A 19,922-nucleotide genomic window follows, 5' to 3' on the forward strand; every position below is an offset into this window, starting at 1 on the left:
GGCGGGCTATTCGACGCGCAGGCCGAGGTGGGCGGCGAGCAGCGGGGCGAGCAGACTCAGCTGGGCATCGTCGATCGTGGCACCGCGCAGGCCCTCGAGGCCGTGCACCGCCGAGAAGTCGCTCGAGCGCAGGTCGACGTCTTTGAGCCTGGCCCCGCCCGCATCGAGCGTGCCGATGCGGCAGTTCTGCAGTTCAAGGCGTTGCACGGTGGCGCTGCCGAGATCGAGCTCCTCGATGATGCAGTTGCTGATGAGCACATCGGTGAGGGTCGCGTTGCGCAGGTTCACGAAGTCGAGTTTGGAGCCGTCGATGTGCACCGAGCGCAACGTCGCCTCGTACGCCTCGACCGAACCGAGCCGGGCGTGCTCGATGCGCACGTCCCGCCAGCTGGAGCGCGGCGCGCTGAACACCGGCGCGTGCAGGTCGGCCAGGAGACACTCCGAAAAGGATGCCCCGCGCAGCCTGGTCTCGTGCAGGGAGGCTGTGCTGAATTCACACTCGCCGAAGGAGATGCCGGTGAGGTCGCGGCCATCGAGGTCAACGTTTGTGTACCGCTCGGCCTCACGGGCATCGCCGGAGCGCAGGAGGGAGCCGTCGGCCTCGTCGAGGTCGGGCAGCGTGATGCGGTCGATGGAGGCGTGGCGGGTGCGGGTGCTGGGCTTCGCCACCCTTAGGCGAGGGGTTCAAGCACGAAGACGGGAATCTCGCGGTCGGTCTTGACCTGGTAGGCGGCGTAGTCGGGGAACGCGGCCACGGCGCGTTCCCACCAGACGGCCTTCTCGTCACCGGTGACCTCGCGAGCACGCATGTCCCACTTCTGCGGGCCGTCCTGCAGCTCGACTTCGGGGTGCGCCACGACGTTCGCGTACCAGACCGGGTTCTTGGGGCTGCCACCGAGGGAGGCAACGGCGGCGTACCGGCCGTCGTGCTCGACCCGCATGAGCGGGGCCTTGCGCAGCTTGCCGCTCTTCACGCCGACCGTCGTCAACACGATGACGGGCATGCCGCGCAGGGTCGTGCCCTCCATACCGCCGGACTTCTCGATCTGGTCGACCTGGTCGCGCACCCACTGGGAGGTGCTTGGTTCGTATTCTCCGATGAGGGGCATGGTCGCTCCAACGCCCGGGCTGGCGAGAACATTCCGCGCCAACGTCGCTGGCGGGTCGTGGGCCGGCGCGTCCTGGGCTGGCGGGTTATTCTCGTGGCTAGTTCAGGAGATCCGGCCGTGCGGCCAGTCCTCAGGTGCGGGACTACGGGCCGGGCCGACAAGATGCGACAGATTTTCCTGAATTAGCCACAGGGGACGGGCCACAGGGGGAGGGGAATGAGGGGGGAGCGAGGGGGAGTGAGGGGAAGAGAAGAGGCTGAGTGAGGGAATGGGGCGGGGCGGGGGATGAGAGGGCGGGGAACGGGGAGGCTAGAGCAGGCTGCGTGGGCGGTGCGGGGCGAAGCGGGGGATGTAGCGGCCGAGCAGCACGGCGCCGAACAGTCCGAATACCCCGATGATGCCGCTCGCGATCGACAGCGAGGCGAGCGCGGTGATGCCGGCCACGGCGAGCGGAGCTGCGGCGCTGCCGAAGTCGGCGGTGAACCGCCAGGCACCAAGGAACGGCGCCGGATGCCGCTGCGGAGCGAGGTCGGCGCCGAGGGTCATGAGCAGGCCGCTGCCGATGCCGTTGGCCAGGGCGAGGAACATCGCCACGCCGATGAACCAACCCACGGTGCTCGGCAGGTCGTGCGTGAAGGCGAGCGCGACGTGGCCGAGGCCGAGTCCGATCATCGACGGCACGGCGCTCCAGATGCGGCCGAAGCGGTCCATGATCTGGCCGCTGACGTAAAACAAGAGAAAGTCGATGCCGCCGGCGATGCCGATGATCAGGGCCGTGTCGGGCGCGCTCACCCCGATGCTGACCGCCCAGAGCGGCAGCATGACGGTGCGACTGGCCCGCATCGCGCCGACGAGCGCGGCGCCGGTGCCGAGGCGCACGAGCACGCCGCGGTGGGCGCGGATGGTCTGAAAGAGACCGGCAGCGGTGCCGGACGTGGCGACATCCGGTAAAGCGGATGCCGCGTTCTCCGACCCAGCCTGCTCCGACCCGGAACGTTCCGACCCGGCCTGCTCCGAGCCAGCCCGCGACGGACCGGAACGCCCAGACCCGGCCTGCTCCGAGCCAGCCCGCGCCGGACCGGCACCCGGAGTCGCCAGGCCCCGGGTGGGATCGGGCAGGATCACCAGCGTCGCGACGGCGAGAACGCAGCAGACGATGAACACCCAGAACGCCGCCTGGGTGCTGCCGGTGAGGTGGATGAGCGCGGCGGAGAGGAACGGGCCGACGAACCAGCCGGCCCGAAAAACTCCACCGAGGGTGGACAGGGCGCGGGCCCGGTAGACCAGCGGCACGTAGCTCGTCATGAAGGCGTGTCGGGCGAGGGCGAAGACGGCGGTGGCGATGCCGATCAGAAAGATGCCGAGGCCGAGTACGAGCGGGCTCGGCGCGACGATGCAGATGATGACGGCACCGATCGTGACCAGCGAGGCATAGATCATGGAGTTGCGCTCGCCGATGCGGGCGACGATCCAGCCGCTGGGAATGTCGCCGACCAGTTCGCCGAACATGATCATGGCGGCGATCACCCCGGCGACGGCGAGCGTGGCGCCGAGGTCATTGGCGACCAGGGGAATGAGCGGAATGATTGCGCCCTCGCCGACCGAGAACAGCAGGGTGGGCAGAAACGCGGTCAGGGCGATGGACCGCAGGTTGAGGGGGCGCTGCGTATTGCTCATCAGAGTCGATGCTACGCCAGCCCGGTAGGCTGAACAGAACATGATTGACTTGGATTTCTCAGTACAGATCGCCGCGCTGCGGACCACGTTCGGCGACATCCGCTCGGTGATCGACATCGATCGACTGCGCGCGGACATCGACGACCTCAGCGGTGAGGCCGGCATGCCCGATTTGTGGGACGACACCGAGCACGCCCAGAAGGTGACCAGCGATCTCAGCCACCGGCAGTCGCAGCTCGCGCGCATCGAGAGCATCACCACCAGGCTCGACGACCTCGAGACCCTGGTGGAGATGGCCAACGACGGCCAGGGCGACCAGGAACTGGCCGACGAGGCAACGGTGGAACTCGCGAGCCTGCAAAAGCTGCTCGGCGAGCTCGAGGTGCAGACCCTGCTCAACGGTGAGTTCGACGAACGCAACGCCGTCATCACCATTCGCGCCGGCGCCGGGGGAGTGGACGCCGCCGACTTCGCCGAGATGCTGCTGCGCATGTACCTGCGCTATGCCGAGCAGCACGACTGGCGCACGAGCGTGCTCGACATCAGCTACGCCGAAGAGGCCGGCATTAAGAGCGCGACCTTCGAGGTCGACGCCGCCTACGCCTTCGGCACGCTCAGCGTTGAGGCCGGCACGCACCGCCTGGTGCGGATGAGCCCGTTCAACTCGGCCGGTAAACGCCAGACTTCCTTCGCCGCGGTCGAGGTAGTTCCGCTGATCGAACAGACCGAGTCGATCGAGGTGCCCGACGGGGATATCCGCGTCGATGTGTTCCGTTCGAGCGGCCCCGGCGGCCAATCGGTCAACACCACCGACTCCGCCGTGCGCATCACCCACCTGCCCACGGGCACGGTGGTGAGCTGCCAGAACGAGAAAAGCCAGATCCAGAACCGGGCGGCCGCCATGCGCGTGCTGCAGTCGCGCCTGCTCGTGCTCGAACGCGAGAAGGAAGCCGCGACCAAGAAGGAACTCGCCGGCAACATCACTGCCAGCTGGGGCGACCAGATGCGCAGCTACGTGCTCGCGCCCTACCAAATGGTCAAGGACCTGCGCACCGAGTACGAGGTGAACAACCCGAGCAACGTGTTCGACGGTGACCTGGACGGATTCATTTCGGCCGGCATCCGCTGGCGTAAGAAAGCACCGGAAGACTAAAGGGCTTGCTGAGGCTTGGTCCCTGCGGGTATGTCGCTGTAGGGAAAACGCCCGCGGATGCCTAGGCTCTAAGAGCTATGATCCGTTTTGATCACATAACCAAGAAGTATCCCGGCACCTCTCGGCCGGCACTGAACTCGATCGACGTCGAGATTTTGCGAGGCGAATTCGTCTTTCTGGTCGGCGCCTCCGGATCGGGCAAATCGAGCTGCCTGCGGCTCGTGCTCAAGGAGGAAAAACCCACCAGCGGCAGCATTCACGTGCTGGGCCAGGACCTGCGGTCGATCTCCAACCGCAAGGTGCCCTACTTTCGCCGCAACATGGGTGTGGTCTTTCAGGACTTTCGTTTGCTGCCGAACAAGACAGTGTTCGACAACGTCGCCTTCAGCCTGCAGGTCATCGGCAAGAGCCGCGGCTTCATTCAGGAAGCCGTACCCGACACCCTCAAGATGGTGGGACTGGCCGAAAAAGCCCAGCGCCTGCCACACGAGCTCTCCGGTGGTGAACAGCAGCGCGTGGCCATCGCCCGCGCCATCGTGAACAAACCGCAGATTCTGCTCGCCGACGAGCCCACCGGAAACCTCGACCCCACCACGAGCGCCGAGATCATGTCACTGCTCGCGAGCATCAACGCCGGCGGCACCACCGTGATCATGGCCACCCACGAGGCCGGCATCGTCGACAAGATGCAGCGCCGGGTGATCGAACTGGTCAATGGAGAGATCGTGCGTGACGAACGCCAGGGCGGCTACGCCACCGCGTCCATCCCCACCATTCTTCCCTCCTCCACTGCTACTGCCACTGCCGCTGCCACTGCCGCTTCCACTTCCACTGCGTCAGCGGATGCCCCTGCCGGCGCCCCGGCGCCGGCCCTGCCGGTCTACGCCCGGCCCGCGGCTGCTGCCGAGCCCGAACCGGCACTGACCCACCCCTCGGCTCCCGTTCCGGAGACCTCCGTGTCGCTGCACCAGGCCGCTGCGGCCGCGGTCGCCGCGGCGACCGGACCGGTCGCGCCGGCCCCGGGTACCCCGCTCGCTGCACCATTCGCCGCCTCGCCGCAGCCTTCGACAGCCGAGGCGGCCCCGGCCACCCCGGCCACCCCGGTGCCGCCGATGACGCGCCCGGTGCTGCCGGTCGCCGCGAACGATGACCCGGAGCAGCTCACGCTCGCCGAGAAACTCGGCCTGCGAGCGCCGGGAGAGAAACCCGATCAAACGGGCGAGCAGAACGTGGGGCCGACCCGATGAGGATCGGACTAGTGCTCTCCGAAGCCGCGAACGGCCTGCGGCGGAACGCCTCGATGGTCGTCTCCGTCGTGCTCGTGACCTTCATCTCCCTGACCTTCGTCGGCGCCGCCGTGCTCATGCAGATGCAGATCGGCCAGATGAAAAACTTCTGGTACGACAAGGCGCAGGTCGGCATCTACATGTGCTCCGATATCTCGCCGGGGGAGACCTGCACCGGCGGCGATGCCTCGCCGGAGCAGATCGCCGCCGTTGAGGCGCAGCTGAAATCGCCGACCCTCGCGTCATTCATCGACAATTACTACTTCGAGACGCACGAGCAGGCCTTCGAGAACTTCAAGAAGCAGTTCGCCGGCAACCCGGTCGCCGACTACGTCACGGCCGACCAGCTCAACCAGACCTTCTGGGTGAATCTGCAGGATCCGGCCCAGTCCGCGGTGCTGGTGGAAAGCCTGTCGGGAGTCGCCGGCGTCGAAAATGTTGCTGACCAGCGTAAATATCTTGACCAGATCTTCTCCGTGCTCAATGTGGCGAGCTACACGGCCATCGGTATTGCCGGGTTGATGCTGATCGCGGCGGCGCTGCTGATTGCCACAACCATTCGGTTGTCGGCGTTCTCGAGGCGTCGGGAGCTCGGAATCATGCGGTTGGTGGGTGCGAGCAACCGCTTCATTCAAACGCCGTTCATTCTGGAGGGCGTGTTTGCCGCCCTGCTCGGATCGCTGCTGGCGGGAGGCGCGATCGTGGCACTCGTCTACTTCTTCGTGCAGGGCTACCTCGGGGCCAGGCTCACCGGCTTCGCCCTGGTCGGCATGGACGATGCGCTCGTCGTGGTGCCCATCCTGCTCGTGGTCGGTGCGGTGCTCGCCGCGTTCTCGGCCAACTTCGCGATCACCCGCTACCTCAAGGTCTAGTCCTCGAGCGGATGCCGCTAGACTGGTGGGCTGTCTGCCTGATCGGCCGGCGGCATCCGCTTGACGAATCTGAATCGAGGTGAACCATGCCCAGGGAACGTGGCGAAAAAGTCGTGGCGACCAACCGCAAGGCCCGACATGACTACCTCATCAGTGACACCTACGAGGCCGGGATGGTCTTGAGCGGCACCGAGGTGAAGTCCCTGCGAGCCGGCCGGGCGACCCTCGTCGACGGTTACGCCTTCATCGAGGGCGGAGAAGCCTGGCTGGATGCGGTGCACATTCCGGAATATTCCGGCGGATCGTGGACCAACCACCCGCCGCGCCGCAAGCGCAAACTCCTCCTGCACAAGAAGGAGATCGTGAAGATCAGCCACAAGACCAAAGAGGGCGGCTACACGCTCATTCCGCTGCGCATCTACTTCGCCGACGGACGGGCGAAAGTGGAGATTGCCGTGGCCAAGGGCAAGAAGGAGTACGACAAGCGCCAGACGCTGCGCGAACGCACCGACAAGCGCGAATCGGACCGCGCGATGTCGGCGCAGCGCCACCTCGGCGACTAGCCAGCTCGCTCGGTCTGTTGTAAGATGGAGGGCTGCACCGAAATGTGCGGTTTGGTAACTGAACAGCGTGTGACACGAACCCATCGCCGGCCCGGTGTTTATCAACGCGGTGTTGATTATGACGCGGGCTCCGATGTGTATGGGGATGATCGGTTTCGACATTGTTTGCGCAATTGTGAGAAGCGGGTCGAGGATGCAGGGTTATCTCGTAAACGATCTCTGCAAAACAATAAGTGCCAATTCAAAGCGCACTGACTTCGCTCTCGCTGCCTAAGCGAAAGCACTAAAGAAGTCCGCCAGACCGGGAATGCTCTCTACCCGGATCCTGACGCCATTTAGAGAGATTGCTTCTACATTGAGCCACGGGGTGTAGAGGGACTTAAACGAAGGCTGGGCCTGTCGGAGTAGATGCCAGTGGCAAATTCCGGGGCCGAGAAAGCGACTTCACTGGATACACCCGTAGAAGGCATATGACCACAGCAGTGGACCGGGGTTCAATTCCCCGCATCTCCACCATCGGTTCTGTCACACGCTGTTTTGTGGCTTTCATCAGGCCGCTCACTGACCATTAGGTTCAGTGGGTGGCCTGAGCTGTTTTACGCGCCCTCAGCGCAGGCGCAGGCCGATCGCGGTCCGGATCGGGTCGCGCTGGCCACCGGAGTGCACGATCGAGTCGCCGTCGACGGTCAGCTGACTCGCGTGACAGCGGAGCGCCGCCACGACGGTCTCGTGCTGGGTCTCAAGGTCGAACCAGTCGGCATCCGCTGCGGGAGCGTCAAGGATTTCGGCGAAGGGGATGCCGAGGCTGCGGCTGGCAGCGATCGTGGCGACGTGCACGCGCACGTGGTCGGGATGACCGTAACCGCCGGTTTCGTCGTAGCTGATGACGAGGCTCGGTCGCACGTGCTGCAGAATCGCCACGAGATCGGCGGTGGCCTCATCGAGGGGCGCGCGGGCGAGTGCATCCGTGTCGGAATCGGCGGCAGGTCCGGCCACCCCGGGGCGGATCCACTCCATGCCGGAGTCGCGGTAACGGCGCGCGGGTAACCCGGGCGCGCGTGCCGGCGCCTCGCCGAGCCAAAACCCTTCGCTGACGCCGAGGGTGAACGCCGCGCGTTCGAGTTCACGCTCGCGTTCCTTCGCCAGGGCCGGAGTGCCGGCGAGCACCGAGAGCGGTCCGACGACGACCTCCCCGCGCTCACCCCGGGTGGCGGTGACCAGGCTGATGCGGATGCCGCGGCTCGTGAGAGACGCGATCAGCGCGCCGGTGCTGATGGTCTCGTCGTCCGGATGCGCGTGCACGACCAGCACCGACGTGACAGCATCGAGCAGGCTCATGCCTCGATCAATTTCTGGCCGGCCGTCTGATCCGGCGGCAGGTTCGGGTCGACCAGATCGTCGTGGTGGATGGCATCGACGAGGGTGTGCAGCGGTTCGCCACTGCCGCCCCACTGCAGCGAGATGATCTCGGCGGCGATCGATACGGCGGTCTCCTCAGGCGTGCGGGAGCCGAGGTCGAGGCCGATTGGGCTGCGCAGCCGGGCGAGCTCGGTGTCGGTCACCCCGACAGCCCGCAGGCGCTCCAGACGGTCGAGGTGGGTGCGCCGGGAACCCATCGCACCGATGTACGCCACGGATGGTCCGTGCAGGGCGGCTTCGAGCAGGGGAACGTCGAATTTGGGGTCGTGGGTGAGCACGCAGATGACCGTGCGCGGGTCGATGAGCCCGCCGGCGATCTGCTCGCGCAGGTAGCGGTCGGGCCAGCTCACCACGATCTCGTCGACACCGGGAAACCGGGCCGCGGTCGCGAACACACCGCGCGCGTCGCAGACCGTTACGCGGTAGCCGAGGAAGGTTCCGAGCCGGGCCAGGGCGGTCGCGAAGTCGATCGCACCGAACACCAGCAGACGCGGGCGGGGCGCGTAGCTCGCGAAGAACACCCGCATCCCCGCGCCGCGCCGCTCGCCGTCGGGGCCGTAGGTGAGGGTGGTGTTGCGTCCGGCGGCGAGCAAACCCTGGGTGTCATCGCCGATGGCGTGGTTGGCGCGGTCCGACCCGAGGTCGCCCTCGAACCCGTGCGGCCGCACCACGAGGTGGTGGCCGAGCCAGGCGGCATCCGGATGCTCGATCACCGTGGCGACCCCCACCGGCCGGCCGGCGTCGACGTCGGCGTGCACTCCCTCGAGCAGGGCGAAGGTGGCCCGGGAGACGGGCTCGACGAAGACATCCAGGATGCCGCCGCAGGTGAGCCCGACGGCGAAGGCGTCGTCGTCGCTGATGCCGTAGCGCACGAGCACGGGTACGCCGTCTTCGGCTACCTGGGTGGCGAGTTCATAGACAGCGCCCTCGACGCAGCCGCCAGAGACCGAGCCGACCACGGTGCCGTCGGCGCGCACCAGCATCGAGGCGCCGGGCGGGCGCGGCGCGGACTGGAAGGTGCGTACCACCGTCGCCAGGCCGGCTGTGGCGCCGTTCTGCCAGCCGGTGAAGAGGGTATCCAGAACTTCACGCATGTCCGTCTCCCTTCGGTTGCGGGTCAGCGGCCGGACGCGCGCCGACCAATTCGGTATGCGATGAACGCTACCGTGGCCAGCAGCCCCAGGAGTTTCACCGGGTCGCTCAACTGGTCGGTGATGACGCCCTTGACCAGGCTCATCGCGTCGAGGCTCGGCGCGGCGGCCGGGTGGGAAAGGTGCGGGGCTGACCGGTTCGGCGCGGCCCGGTGTCCGCCGGCGGGTGCGACGCGGGGAGGGACCGGGCGTGGCGGCAGGCCGGGCTGCGGCGGGGCATCCGCCTGCACGCCGGGAAGTGTGTCCGCGGCGGGGGCATCCCCGGGTGGAATGTCGGACATATCGGTGACCGCCCGCGGGGCGGCCTGGGCGAGGGTGGCGGGGTCATCGACATGGTCGCCGACCGGGGTCGCAGCGGCTGGGCCGCCGACGGAATCAGAGTCGCCGCCTTCGATGAGATCCTGCAGGTTGGCCGCGAACAGCGCCATCATCTGATCGGTGACGCTGCTGATGACGCCCTTGCCCATGGCGGCGGCCTTACCCGACAACGACAGGTCGGCGCTGACCGTGCCCTGCGTGACACCGTCGGTTTCGACCAGCACGAGCGTGACCGTTGCCTGGGCGGTGCCCTGCCCGCGCGTCTCCTGCCCCTTGCCGGAGAACACAGCGCGGTGGCCCTCGGCGTCGCGTTCGTCGACGTTCATCTGGCCGCGGTACGCCATGGTCACCGGGCCGAGTTTGACCTTCATACCCACCTGGTAGTTGTCGTCGGAGAGCCTGTTCAGAATCTGGGCACCGGGCACACAGCCAGCGACGCGTTCGAAGTCCATCAGGGTGGTCCACACCGTGTCGACGGGGGCGATGACGGTGAAGGTGCTGTCGAGTTGCATCAGGGTGTCCTCTGCTGGATGGTTACGGATGGTCGAATGGATGCTGAGGGGTCGCCGCGAATCGCCGCCGCCACCTCGGTGAGGGCCGCGTAGCTGTGCCCGCTGACGAAGGCGTCGCAGTAGGGCAGGGCGGCGGCCATGCCGCCGACGAGCGGCCGGTAGCCGGCGGCAATCTTGCGCGGATTCACCCAGACGATGCGGTGTGCGAGCCGGCGGAGGCGCGCCATCTGGGCGTCGACGTCGGCCGGGTCGTCCTCCGCCCACCCGTCGGAGAACACGACGATCACGGCGCCGCGCGCCAGGCCGCGCCGCCCGAAATCGTCGATGAATCGACGAATGCTGGCCGCCAGCCGGGTGCCGCCGGCCCAGTCGGTCGCGGTGACGGCCGCCTGCGCGAGGGCCTGGTCCGGGTTGTGCAGGGCGAGCTGGCGGGTCAGCCGGGTGAGCCGGGTGGAGAACACGAAGGCTTCGGCCCGGGCGCCGGAGGCTGCTCCCTGCAACAGCGAGAGGTACACCCGGGTGTACGGTTCCATCGAACCCGACACGTCGCAGAGCAGCACGAGTCGGCGCGGGCGTGGGCGGCGACGGGCGTAGTACAGGGTGATCGGGTCGCCGCCGGTGCGTTGCGCGGCGCGCACGGTGCGTGCCACGTCGAGCCGGTCACGGCTGTGCGGCGACGGATGCGTGCGGCGGCTGAGCCGGGTCGGGGTTGACAGCACGATGCGGGCGATGAGCTGCTGCAACCGGGCGAGCTCCTCGGGGTTGAGGTCGGCGAACGCCATGTCGTGCAGGTGTTCGTCGGGGGACGCCAGGGCGAGGATGGCGTCGCGTTCCGGGCCGTCGTTCTCACCGTCGGCGGAGTCGGAGCCGGGCAGCGGGGCTGGCGGGCGATCGGGCTGCGGTTCGGGAGCTCCCGTCGGCCGGTTGGTTGATGGGGCGGCCTTCGTGTGCGTCTCCGACCCGATCGCCGGGGGAGCGTTGGGGTCTCCGCGACTCTCGGCCGGGTCGAGCCGACCGTCGAATACGGCGCTGAACACCGCGTCGAAGCGGGCGAGGTACTGCTGCTGCGAAACGAAGACGATGCGGCAGGCCCAGTACAGGGCGGCCCGGTCGGTCGGCGGGACTAGTCGCAGTGCTTCGGCCAGCCGCGCCGCGCGGTCCGGCGACACCGGCAGGCCGGCCCGATGCAGGGCCGTGCTGAAGCCGGCGGCGAGGGCGGCAGATTCGATCCCAGGCGCGAGAACACGGTCAGCCATGCGCGTCCTCCGCCACCCAGGCACCGCCGCGGGCGGTAACGGAATCGAGGTCGTCCCGATTCTTCAGAACCGTGCCCCAGGTCTGCTCGACCGCGCGGCCGCTGAGCTCCTCGATGCCCAGAACGGCGAGGGCGCTCACCCAGTCGATGGCCTCGGCGATGCCCGGCGGTTTCACGAGATCGAGCGAGCGCAACCGGGTGATCGCCGCTGCGGCCTCGGTCGCGAGGGCCTGCGAGCTGCTTGGCACCCGGCGACGCACGATCTGCGCGATCCGCTCGGGCCCCGGGTAGTCGATCCAGTGATACAGGCAGCGCCGGGTGAGGGCGTCGTGCAGGTCGCGGGTACGATTGCTCGTGAGTATGACGATCGGCGGATGCTGCGCCGTGACGGTTCCGAGCTCGGGAATGGTGACCGCCGCCTCGGCGAGCAGCTCGAAGGTGAACGCTTCGAACTCGGCGTCGGCCCGATCGATCTCGTCGAGCAGCAGCACGGCCGGCCGCGGGCCGGGGTGTTCGATCGCCTGCAACAGCGGGCGGCGCAGCAGATAATCACGCCCGAACAGCTCGGTCTCGGCCAGGGAAACCCCGCGCGCCTCCGCCAGGCGGATGCCGAGCAGCTGCCGCGGATAGTTCCACTCGTAGAGCGCTTCCCCGGCGCTGATGCCCTCATAGCACTGCAGCCGGAACAGTGCGGTCTCGAGCAACCGGGCGAGTGCCTTGGCGATCTCGGTCTTACCGACCCCCGGCTCGCCCTCGAGCAGCAGCGGCTGCCGCATGCGCACGGCCAGGAACACAGCGGTCGCGAGTCCCTCATCGGCGAGGTAATCCTCGGCGTCGAGGGAGCGTTGCAGGGCGGCGACGGACGGCACCAGCTCGGGCACGGTCACCATCGCCGGCACCAGCAAGCACCGGCCGGGCCGCTAGCGCGCGGTCGCATACCGCTCCGGTTGCCCGAGAAAAGCCGTGCGGCAGCCCGCCGAGCAGAAATACACCGTCGAGCCGTCGTACTCCACCTGCAGCGACGTGGGCAGCGCGGCCACCGCCATGCCGCAGACCGGGTCGATCGCAGTCGCAGCCGCCTTCTCATCCACTTCCGCACCAAGCGGATGCCCGCGCCCGGCCCGTTCCTGCACCAGCTGCGCAAAAATCGACACGGCGACCTCCCCGGGCGTGCGCGCCCCGAGGTTGAGGCCGGCCGGGCTGAACACTCGCGCGCGCTGCTCCGGCGACACGTCGAGCGAGGCGAGCACGGCCGCGCCGCGCTTCGGGCTCGCCACGAGTGCGACATAGGGCACCCCGGCGGCCAGGGCGGCGAGCAGGGCCGGCCCCTCGTCGCGGCCGTGCGACGCGACGATCAGGGCGGCGTCGCCGGCCTCGAGGGAAGCGGAGGCGCCATCCGCTCGTATCAGGTCGAAGCCGACCAGCGGTGCCAGGGCGGCAAGCGCCTCGGCGTCGGGGGTCGAGCCGACCACGACGAGGCGCGGCAGCGGAATGCGTGGTTCCAGAAAAATTTCGATCGCACCATTGCTCACGCAGGGGTTGGAGACCTCGACCGCGCCGTCCTCGATGATGCTCGACGGCACGCCGGCGACGACCTTGAGCAGCAGCGGCTGGCGGCTTTCGAGAACCTGCAGGCTGTAGAGCCGAACGGATGCCTCCACGCACGTTCCGCCGACGAACCCGTCGATCTCGCCGGTCGCCCGCACGAGCGCCGTGTCGCCGGCGTGCGCGCTCGTGGGGCGCTGGGCGCGCACCACGGTCGCCTGCACGAACGGTTCGCGGCGTTCGATGAGTTCCTGCGCGAGGGTCGGATGGGTGACGGGCACGTTACACCGGCGGTCTCGTGCGGCCCTGCATGGCCTCCCACACCCGGGCGGGTGTGCACGGCATGTCCATGTGCACCACGCCGAACGGGGCGAGGGCGTCGACGACGGCGTTGACGACAGCCGGCGGCGAACCGACGGTGGCCGATTCGCCGACCCCCTTGGCACCGATCGGGTGGTGCGGCGACGGGGTCACGGTGAAGCCGGTCTCCCAGTCGGGCACCTCCATGGCGGTGGGAATCAGGTAGTCCATGAAGGAGCCGCCGAGGCAGTTGCCCTCGGCGTCGAATTCGATGATCTCCATCAGCGCCATGCCGACACCGTCCGTGAGGCCGCCGTGAATCTGTCCCTCGATGATCATCGGGTTGATGCGGGTGCCGCAGTCGTCGACGGCGATGAAGCGGCGTACCTTCACATGGCCGGTGCCCGGGTCGACGTCGACCACGCAGATATAGGCGCCGAACGGAAAGGTGAGGTTGGGCGGATCGTAGGTGACCTCGGCGTCCAGGTTGCCGTCGATGCCCTCCGGCAGTGCCACTGTGCCGTGGGCGCCCATTGCGATCTCGGCCATGGTCTTACCCACGCTCGGGTCACCCTTGACAAACCAGCGGCCCTTCTCCCACTCGAGGTCCTCCGGCCGGGTTTCGAGCATTGCTGCGGCGATGAATCTGGCCTTTTCGCGCACCTTGCGGGCGACGAGTGCCACGGCCGCGCCGCTGACCGGGGTGGACCGGCTGCCGTAGGTGCCGAGGCCGAACGGGGTCTGGTCGGTGTCGCCGTGCACGACGTCGATGTCTTCCGGCGGGATGCCGATTTCCTCCGCCACGATCTGCGCGAAGGTCGTTTCGTGGCCCTGCCCCTGGCTCTGCACCGAGATGCGCACCACGGCTTTACCGGTGGGATGGATGCGCAGTTCGGCACCGTCTGCCATGCCGAGGCCGAGAATGTCCATGTCCTTGCGCGGTCCGGCGCCGACCGTCTCGGTGAAGAACGAGATGCCGATGCCCATCAGTTCGCCGCGTTCGCGTTTCTCCTTCTGTTCGCGGCGCAGTTCGTCGTAGCCGGCCATCTTCATCGACAGCCGCATGGTGGGTTCGTAGTCGCCCGAGTCGTACTCCCAGCCGGTCTTGTTAGGGTACGGAAACTGCTCCTTCTTGATGAAGTTCTTCAAACGCAACTCGGCTGGATCCATCTCAAGCTTGCGGGCCAGGATATCGACCATCCGCTCGACCAGGTAGACCGCCTCGGTGACGCGGAACGAGCAGGCGTAAGCCACCCCGCCCGGGGCCTTGTTGGTGTAGACGCCGGTGACGGTGCAGTGGGCGGCGGCGAGGTCGTAGCTGCCGGTGAAGATATGGAAGAACCCGGCCGGATATTTGGTGGGTTGGGCGGTGGCGTTGAACGCGCCGTGGTCGGCGAGAACGCTGGTGCGAAGTGCCAGAATCTTGCCGTCTTTGGTCGCCGCGATCTCGCCCTGCATGATGTAGTCGCGGGCGAAGGAGGTGCTCATGAGATTCTCGGAGCGGTCCTCGACCCATTTCACCGGTTTGCCGGTGACGATGGAGCCAACCACGGCGAGGATATAGCCCGGGTAGATGCCGACCTTGTTGCCGAATCCGCCGCCGATGTCGGGGGAGACCACCCGAATCTTGTGCTCCGGAATGCCGGAGACTATGGCGAACAGGGTGCGGTGGGCGTGCGGGGCCTGGGTTGTTTCGTACAGGGTGAGGCGGCCCTCGATGGGGTCGAAGTCGGCGACGGCGCCGCAGGTTTCCATCGGCGCCGGGTGCACCCGCGGATAGACGATCTCCTGTTTCACCACGACGTCGGCGCTCGCGAAGACGGCATCCGTTTCGGCTTTATTGCCGGCTTCCCAGTCGAAGATGTGGTTGTCGGTGCGACCCTCGAGGTCGTCGCGAATGACGGGGGCGTCCGGATCCATGGCCTTGCGGGCGTCGACGACGGGCGCAAGGACGTCATACTCGACCTGGATCAGCTCGAGGGCGTCGCGGGCGGCGTAGCGGTCTTCGGCGACGACGAACGCGACCTCCTGACCCTGAAAACGCACCTTGTCGGTCACCAGCACGGCCTGCACATCCATCGAGAGGGTCGGCGCCCAAGCCAGGCCGAGCGCCTGCAGGTCGCTTCCGGTAATGACCGCGAGCACCTTGGGGTGTGCGAGCGCCTCGGTCGTGTCGATCGACACCAATCGGGCGTGGGCGACGGGAGCGCGCAGAATGGCGCCGTGCAGCATACCGGGAAGCACGATGTCGTCGACGTAGTGGCCCTTGCCGCGCACGAAGCGCGGGTCTTCCTTGCGCTGCATGCGGCCGTGGCCGATGGGCCGATCGTGGTCGCCGGCGGCCGGGTTCGACGGACGGTCCTCAAGGATGGTCATGCGTGCACCTCATCTTCTGTGGTTTCGGCGGTTGCGCCGGCGGGATGCGCGGCGGCCCACTGGATAGACCGCACAATGGTGGCATAACCGGTGCAGCGGCAGATCTGGCCGGAGATGGCCTCGCGAATTTCGAGCGGTTCGGGGTGCGGATTGTGGTCGAGCAGGGCGCGGGCGGTGAGCATCATGCCGGGGGTGCAGAAGCCGCACTGCAGCCCGTGCTCCTCCATGAAGCCTTGCTGCACCGGGTCGAGGGTGGCGCCGTTGGCGAGCCCCTCCACGGTCGTGATCGTGTGTCCGTCGGCCATGGCGGCCAGTACGGTGCAGGATTTGACCGGCTGGCCGTCCATGAGCACGACGCAGGTGCCGCAGTTGGTCGTGTCGCAGCCCCAGTGGGTTCCGGTGAGTCGCAGGTCATCGCGAATGAAATGCACGAGCAGCACGCGCGGTTCGATCTCGCGGGTAACCTCGGTGCCGTTGATGGTCATGCTGATCTGCATGAGGGCTCAGCCTTCCTGGAGTGTCAGGTCGAAAACGGATGCCGCGGCGCGGCTGCACGCGACTCGCAGCACCCGGCGGGTCAGTTCGTCGGCGAGGTGCCGCTTGTAATCGATCGGGCCACGCTGGTCGGCGAGGGGATCGCAGGCGAGGGCAGCCAGGCGGCCGGCCAGGGCGAAGAGTTCCTCGCCGGGAGCCTGGCCGACCAGGACGGCTTCGACCTCGGTGACGTTCCGGTCGAGTCCGACCGCGGTGAGCCCGACGGCCACGTGGCTGATCGTGCCGACGGCGGCGAGCGTCACGCTCGCGCCGGCCGCGGCGACGGCCCAGTCGCCGACACGTCGTTCGACCTTTTCGTAGGCGCTGGCCGAGCGGGCGCGGATGGGAATACGCACCTCGATCAGCAGCTCGTTCTGGGCGACGGCGGTCTCGTACGGGCCGCGATGGAAGTCGGCCATGGACAGCATCCGCTCACCATTCGGCCCGCGCACGACGGCGACGGCTTCGAGCACGTGGCAGACCGTGGAGAGGTCTTCGGCCGGGTCGGCCTGGCAGAGCGAGCCGCCGATGGTGCCGCGGTTGCGCACGATCGGGTCGGCGATGACCCGTTCGGCGTCGGTGATGATGGGGAACAGCCGCCGCACGTCGTCGGACTCGAGCAGGGTGGTGTGCCTGGTCATGGCGCCGATGCGCAACACCGGGCCGTCGACCAGCAGATAGTCGAGCTCGTACAGATCGTTGATGTCGATCAGCCAGTCCGGGCGGGCCAGGCGCAGCTTCATCATGGGCAGCAGGCTGTGACCGCCGGCGACCACGCGGGATTCCGGCCCGTGGCGATCGAGCAGAGCCAGGGCGTTGTCGACCGAACTGGCGCGGACATAATCGAACGGAGCCGGAATCTGCACGGGCTTCTCCTCACCGAAAGAGGGTGTGCGCATCGTTGCGCGACACCGTCGTGCCACAGCTTGGCCCTCGCTCCTGTGACTGTCAACATCGACCTAAGCGAAAGGTTATGAGTGTGCCATCGTTGGGTAAGGCGCGGTACCCGCGCCGGTCGTGCAGCAAGATGGGTCAGGGAGAGAAAACGACATGGCTGCGACGAGGCTGCGAAAGTGGGCGCCGGGGATCGACACGGCGTTCGGCTATCGGCGTGCCTGGCTGTTCCCCGACCTGCGTGCGGGCGCGGTACTCACCGCTCTGCTCATACCGGTCGGTATCGGCTACGCCGAGGTGGCTGGGCTCCCGCCGGCAGCGGGCCTGTACGCCACGATCATCCCTCTGGCCGCCTATGCCGTGTTCGGGCCGTCGCGCATTCTCGTGCTCGGCCCCGACTCGGCACTGGCCCCGATCATCGCTGCCGCGATCGTGCCTCTCGCTCTCGGCGACGATGGGCGCGCTGTCGGCCTCGCCGGGCTTCTGGCGATCATGGTTGGAGTGATCCTCGCTCTGGGCGGAATTCTGCGCCTCGGGTTCGTGACCGACCTGCTCTCCAAACCCATCCGCGTCGGCTACCTCAATGCGCTCGCCCTGCTGGTCATCCTGTCGCAGCTGCCAGCCCTGTTCGGTTTCTCCATCACCACGGACTCGGCCCTGGGCGACGTGATCGGGATCGTCGCCGGAATCATCGGGGGCCAGGTCAACCTGACCGCCACGGTCTTCGGTCTCGGTTCGCTCGCGGTCATTGTCGTGCTGTCCTGGCGGCGAGCCCGGATTCCGGGCGTTCTCGCGGCGGTCGTGCTCGCGACGGCGGCTACGGCAGTCTTCGGGCTGCGGGATGCCCTGCCCGTCGTCGGTGCGCTTCCCCAGGGCCTCCCCGCACCCGCTCTCGCCGGCCTGAACTGGGCGGATGCGGCGGCTTTGGTGGTTCCGGCGTTCGGCATCGCGCTCATCGCCTTCGCCGACACCGCCGTGCTCTCCCGATCGTTTGCGGCCCGCCGCGGAGAGAACGTCAACGGGAGCCAGGAAATGCTGGCGATCGGCGCGTCGAATATCGCAACCGGCCTGCTCGGTGGATTCCCCGTCTCGGCGTCGTCTTCGCGCACCCCCGTCGCCGAGCAGGCGGGGGCTCGCTCCCAGCTCACCGGAGTCGTTGGCGCCGTCCTCGTTTTGGCCTTTATGCTGCTGGCGCCCGGTCTCACCGATTTCCTCCCCTCGGCGGCCATCGCCGCGGTCGTCATCGTCGCCGCTGCCGGGCTCATCGATGTGACAGGGTTCATCGCACTCGTGCGCATGAACCGGGTCGACGCGCTGCTCTCGCTCGCGGCCTTCCTCGGGGTGCTTGTGGTCGGTGTGATTGAGGGTATCGCCGTGGCCGTCATCCTCTCGCTCGGCGCCTTCGTCAGCCAGGCCTGGCGGCCCTACCGGGCTGAGCTCGGCCGGATTCGCGGTCTGCGCGGCTACCACGACCTGTCGCGGCATCCGGAGGGCGAACGGCTACCCGGCATCGTCATCGTTCGCTTCGATGCGCCGCTCTTTTTTGCCAACGGCGGTATCTTCGACGACTATGTGCGGGCCACGGTCACGGCCGCCGGCAGCGGGGTGCACACGGTCATCCTTGCTGCGGAGCCCATCACCGACATCGACACCACGGCGGTGGAAGAGCTGCTCGAACTCGACGATTTTCTGGCCTCCCGCGGCATCACGCTCATCTTCGCCGAGATGAAAGGCCCGGTGAAAGACCTCTTGCGTCATTACGGGCTGAGCCGGCGGTTTGCTGCCGAGCGGTTCGCGGGCACGGTTGGAGAGGCGGTCGATGAGGCCACGGGAACGCTCCGCGGTGACCTCGACGGCACCGCATGGGACCCGGACGCCTGACGCGGCCGGCCGGCTCGTGCTGCTTGCTCCCCGCTGCCGAGGCTGCCAGTATCGACCTAAGCGAAAGGTTATGAGCTGTGGCAATGACGCTGAATCAGCTGAGGACCTTTGCCCTGGTGGCCCGACTCGGGTCGCTGCGGGCCGCCGCCGCGGCGCTCGGAATCAGCGAACCGGCGGTATCGTCGTCGCTTGCCGCCCTGCGCCTTGACCTCGGGGATGCCCTGGTCGTGCGGTCCGGGTCCGGCATCGCCTTGACGGCCGGGGGCCGGGCCCTCGCCGATCATGCCCAGGAGATCGTCGGTCTGGCCGACCAGGTGCGTTGGGAGGTCGCACATGCCGCGGAGTCTGCGGCGAGCTTGCGCGTGGTCGCCACTGCGGGCTTCGCCGAACACGCGGCTGGCCGACTGTTCGACGCTTTCACTCGCCGGGTGCCCGGCCAGGCTGGCGGTATCGACGTGGTGGTCGAATCCGCCGATGATGTGGGGTCGTTGTTGCAGGATCACGCCTACGACGTGGCGCTTGGCTCCCGTCCGCCGCAGGGGACGCAGCTCGACGTGGTGCCCTTCCTGCGCTACCAACGGGTGCTGGTCGCCGCGCCGGAGCATCCGCTGGGCCAGAGGCAGCGGTCGGTGCCGCTCACCGACCTGTTGGGGGACCTCTGGTTCACCGGCCCGGCCGGGGTCGAAGAGTTCACGGCAGAGAGCAGCTGGCTCGCAGCCGCATTTCTTGCCTCCGGGATCGGTGCTCCGGACATCGTGCCGCTCAGCAGCGAAACGGATGCCCTCGGTGCCGTTCGCGCCGGCGAGGGGATCATGCTCGCGTTTAGGCACATTGTGCGGGCCGAGCTTGCGGCCGGGTCGCTCGTAGTGCTTTCGGTGCCGAACACGCCGGTCGCCGGGCTGTGGTGTGCGAGCACCCTCGATCACGGTCGGGCGACGGCCGCCGCGCGCACGTTGCAACGCTTCGTCACAACCGCCGAGGCGACCGCGGCCATGCTCGCGCCCGGCGGCTCACGTGGTGTGGCCCGGCGCGGTTCCAAGGTGCACGTGGCGCTCTGGAGTTGATAGCGCCACGTGG

18 protein-coding genes and 1 other RNA gene are annotated in these 19,922 nt (G+C 67.8%); 7 read left to right on the plus strand and 12 right to left on the minus strand.

The annotated features are described in order from the left end of the window. Positions 1–6: 6 nt before the first annotated feature. The 3 genes from BMW72_RS06560 to BMW72_RS06570 all read right to left on the minus strand — a co-directional run bounded on the left by BMW72_RS06560 (position 7) and on the right by BMW72_RS06570 (position 2,786). Positions 7–669: a pentapeptide repeat-containing protein gene (locus tag BMW72_RS06560; RefSeq protein ID WP_241983903.1), complete on the minus strand. Its 663-nt coding sequence runs from the start codon at positions 667–669 to the stop codon at positions 7–9. Positions 670–671: 2 nt separating this feature from the next. Then, a complete protein-coding gene (locus BMW72_RS06565) occupies positions 672–1,109 on the minus strand; it encodes a nitroreductase family deazaflavin-dependent oxidoreductase (protein WP_092108483.1) in 438 nt (145 codons plus the stop codon). Between the two features lie 309 nt (positions 1,110–1,418). Continuing rightward, entirely contained in the window at positions 1,419–2,786 is a 1,368-nt protein-coding gene (locus BMW72_RS06570) for an MFS transporter (protein WP_092108666.1), read from the minus strand. A 40-nt stretch (positions 2,787–2,826) separates the two neighbouring features. Between BMW72_RS06570 and prfB the strand changes: the two genes are divergently transcribed. From prfB to ssrA, 5 genes are all read left to right on the plus strand, one after another. Then, on the plus strand, positions 2,827–3,939 hold the full coding sequence (gene prfB / locus BMW72_RS06575) for a peptide chain release factor 2 (protein ID WP_092108485.1): 1,113 nt from the start codon (positions 2,827–2,829) through the stop codon (positions 3,937–3,939). 77 nt (positions 3,940–4,016) lie between these two features. Continuing rightward, positions 4,017–5,186: a cell division ATP-binding protein FtsE gene (gene ftsE, locus BMW72_RS06580; RefSeq protein ID WP_092108487.1), complete on the plus strand. Its 1,170-nt coding sequence runs from the start codon at positions 4,017–4,019 to the stop codon at positions 5,184–5,186. Next, the gene (ftsX, locus tag BMW72_RS06585) at positions 5,183–6,097 is read left to right on the plus strand and encodes a permease-like cell division protein FtsX (RefSeq protein WP_092108489.1); all 915 of its coding nucleotides are present in this window, start codon (positions 5,183–5,185) and stop codon (positions 6,095–6,097) included. The genes ftsE and ftsX overlap by 4 nt, the downstream gene beginning before the upstream one ends. An 86-nt stretch (positions 6,098–6,183) precedes the next feature. Then, positions 6,184–6,660 carry an SsrA-binding protein SmpB gene (gene smpB / locus BMW72_RS06590; protein WP_092108491.1) on the plus strand — a complete coding sequence of 159 codons (477 nt, stop codon included), beginning with the start codon at positions 6,184–6,186 and terminating at the stop codon, positions 6,658–6,660. Between the two features lie 141 nt (positions 6,661–6,801). After that, positions 6,802–7,176, plus strand: a transfer-messenger RNA (tmRNA) gene (ssrA, locus tag BMW72_RS06595). 90 nt (positions 7,177–7,266) lie between these two features. On the opposite strand, the gene BMW72_RS06600 is transcribed toward ssrA, so the two are convergent. Genes BMW72_RS06600 through BMW72_RS06640 form a run of 9 tightly spaced genes read right to left on the minus strand, consistent with a single transcriptional unit; the run spans position 7,267 to position 16,969 of the window. Continuing rightward, on the minus strand, positions 7,267–7,998 hold the full coding sequence (locus tag BMW72_RS06600) for a PIG-L deacetylase family protein (protein ID WP_092108493.1): 732 nt from the start codon (positions 7,996–7,998) through the stop codon (positions 7,267–7,269). After that, entirely contained in the window at positions 7,995–9,173 is a 1,179-nt protein-coding gene (locus BMW72_RS06605) for an XdhC family protein (protein WP_092108495.1), read from the minus strand. Before BMW72_RS06605 ends, BMW72_RS06600 begins: the two co-directional genes overlap by 4 nt. A gap of 23 nt (positions 9,174–9,196) precedes the next feature. Further along, complete coding sequence (locus BMW72_RS06610; protein ID WP_092108497.1) at positions 9,197–10,060, minus strand: SRPBCC family protein; 864 nt, start codon at positions 10,058–10,060, stop codon at positions 9,197–9,199. Then, the gene (locus tag BMW72_RS06615; protein ID WP_092108499.1) at positions 10,060–11,316 is read right to left on the minus strand and encodes a vWA domain-containing protein; all 1,257 of its coding nucleotides are present in this window, start codon (positions 11,314–11,316) and stop codon (positions 10,060–10,062) included. Before BMW72_RS06615 ends, BMW72_RS06610 begins: the two co-directional genes overlap by 1 nt. Then, positions 11,309–12,205 (minus strand): AAA family ATPase, encoded by an 897-nt coding sequence (locus BMW72_RS06620; protein ID WP_092108501.1) that lies wholly within the window; start codon positions 12,203–12,205, stop codon positions 11,309–11,311. The genes BMW72_RS06615 and BMW72_RS06620 overlap by 8 nt, the downstream gene beginning before the upstream one ends. Before the next feature lie 30 nt (positions 12,206–12,235). Next, entirely contained in the window at positions 12,236–13,141 is a 906-nt protein-coding gene (locus BMW72_RS06625; RefSeq protein WP_092108503.1) for an XdhC family protein, read from the minus strand. A gap of 1 nt (position 13,142) precedes the next feature. After that, a complete protein-coding gene (locus tag BMW72_RS06630) occupies positions 13,143–15,536 on the minus strand; it encodes an aerobic carbon-monoxide dehydrogenase large subunit (RefSeq protein ID WP_092108505.1) in 2,394 nt (797 codons plus the stop codon). Next, complete coding sequence (locus BMW72_RS06635; protein WP_092108507.1) at positions 15,533–16,033, minus strand: (2Fe-2S)-binding protein; 501 nt, start codon at positions 16,031–16,033, stop codon at positions 15,533–15,535. Before BMW72_RS06635 ends, BMW72_RS06630 begins: the two co-directional genes overlap by 4 nt. Positions 16,034–16,039: 6 nt before the next feature. Continuing rightward, on the minus strand, positions 16,040–16,969 hold the full coding sequence (locus tag BMW72_RS06640) for an FAD binding domain-containing protein (RefSeq protein ID WP_241983904.1): 930 nt from the start codon (positions 16,967–16,969) through the stop codon (positions 16,040–16,042). Positions 16,970–17,120: 151 nt separating this feature from the next. Between BMW72_RS06640 and BMW72_RS06645 the strand changes: the two genes are divergently transcribed. Further along, positions 17,121–18,845, plus strand: a complete 1,725-nt coding sequence (locus BMW72_RS06645) for a SulP family inorganic anion transporter (RefSeq protein ID WP_092108511.1) — start codon at positions 17,121–17,123, stop codon at positions 18,843–18,845. An 83-nt stretch (positions 18,846–18,928) separates the two neighbouring features. Continuing rightward, a complete protein-coding gene (locus BMW72_RS06650) occupies positions 18,929–19,909 on the plus strand; it encodes a LysR family transcriptional regulator (protein ID WP_092108513.1) in 981 nt (326 codons plus the stop codon). The last annotated feature ends 13 nt before the right edge of the window (positions 19,910–19,922 follow it).

Source organism: Cryobacterium luteum (genome assembly GCF_900110125.1).
Lineage (GTDB): Bacteria > Actinomycetota > Actinomycetes > Actinomycetales > Microbacteriaceae > Cryobacterium > Cryobacterium luteum.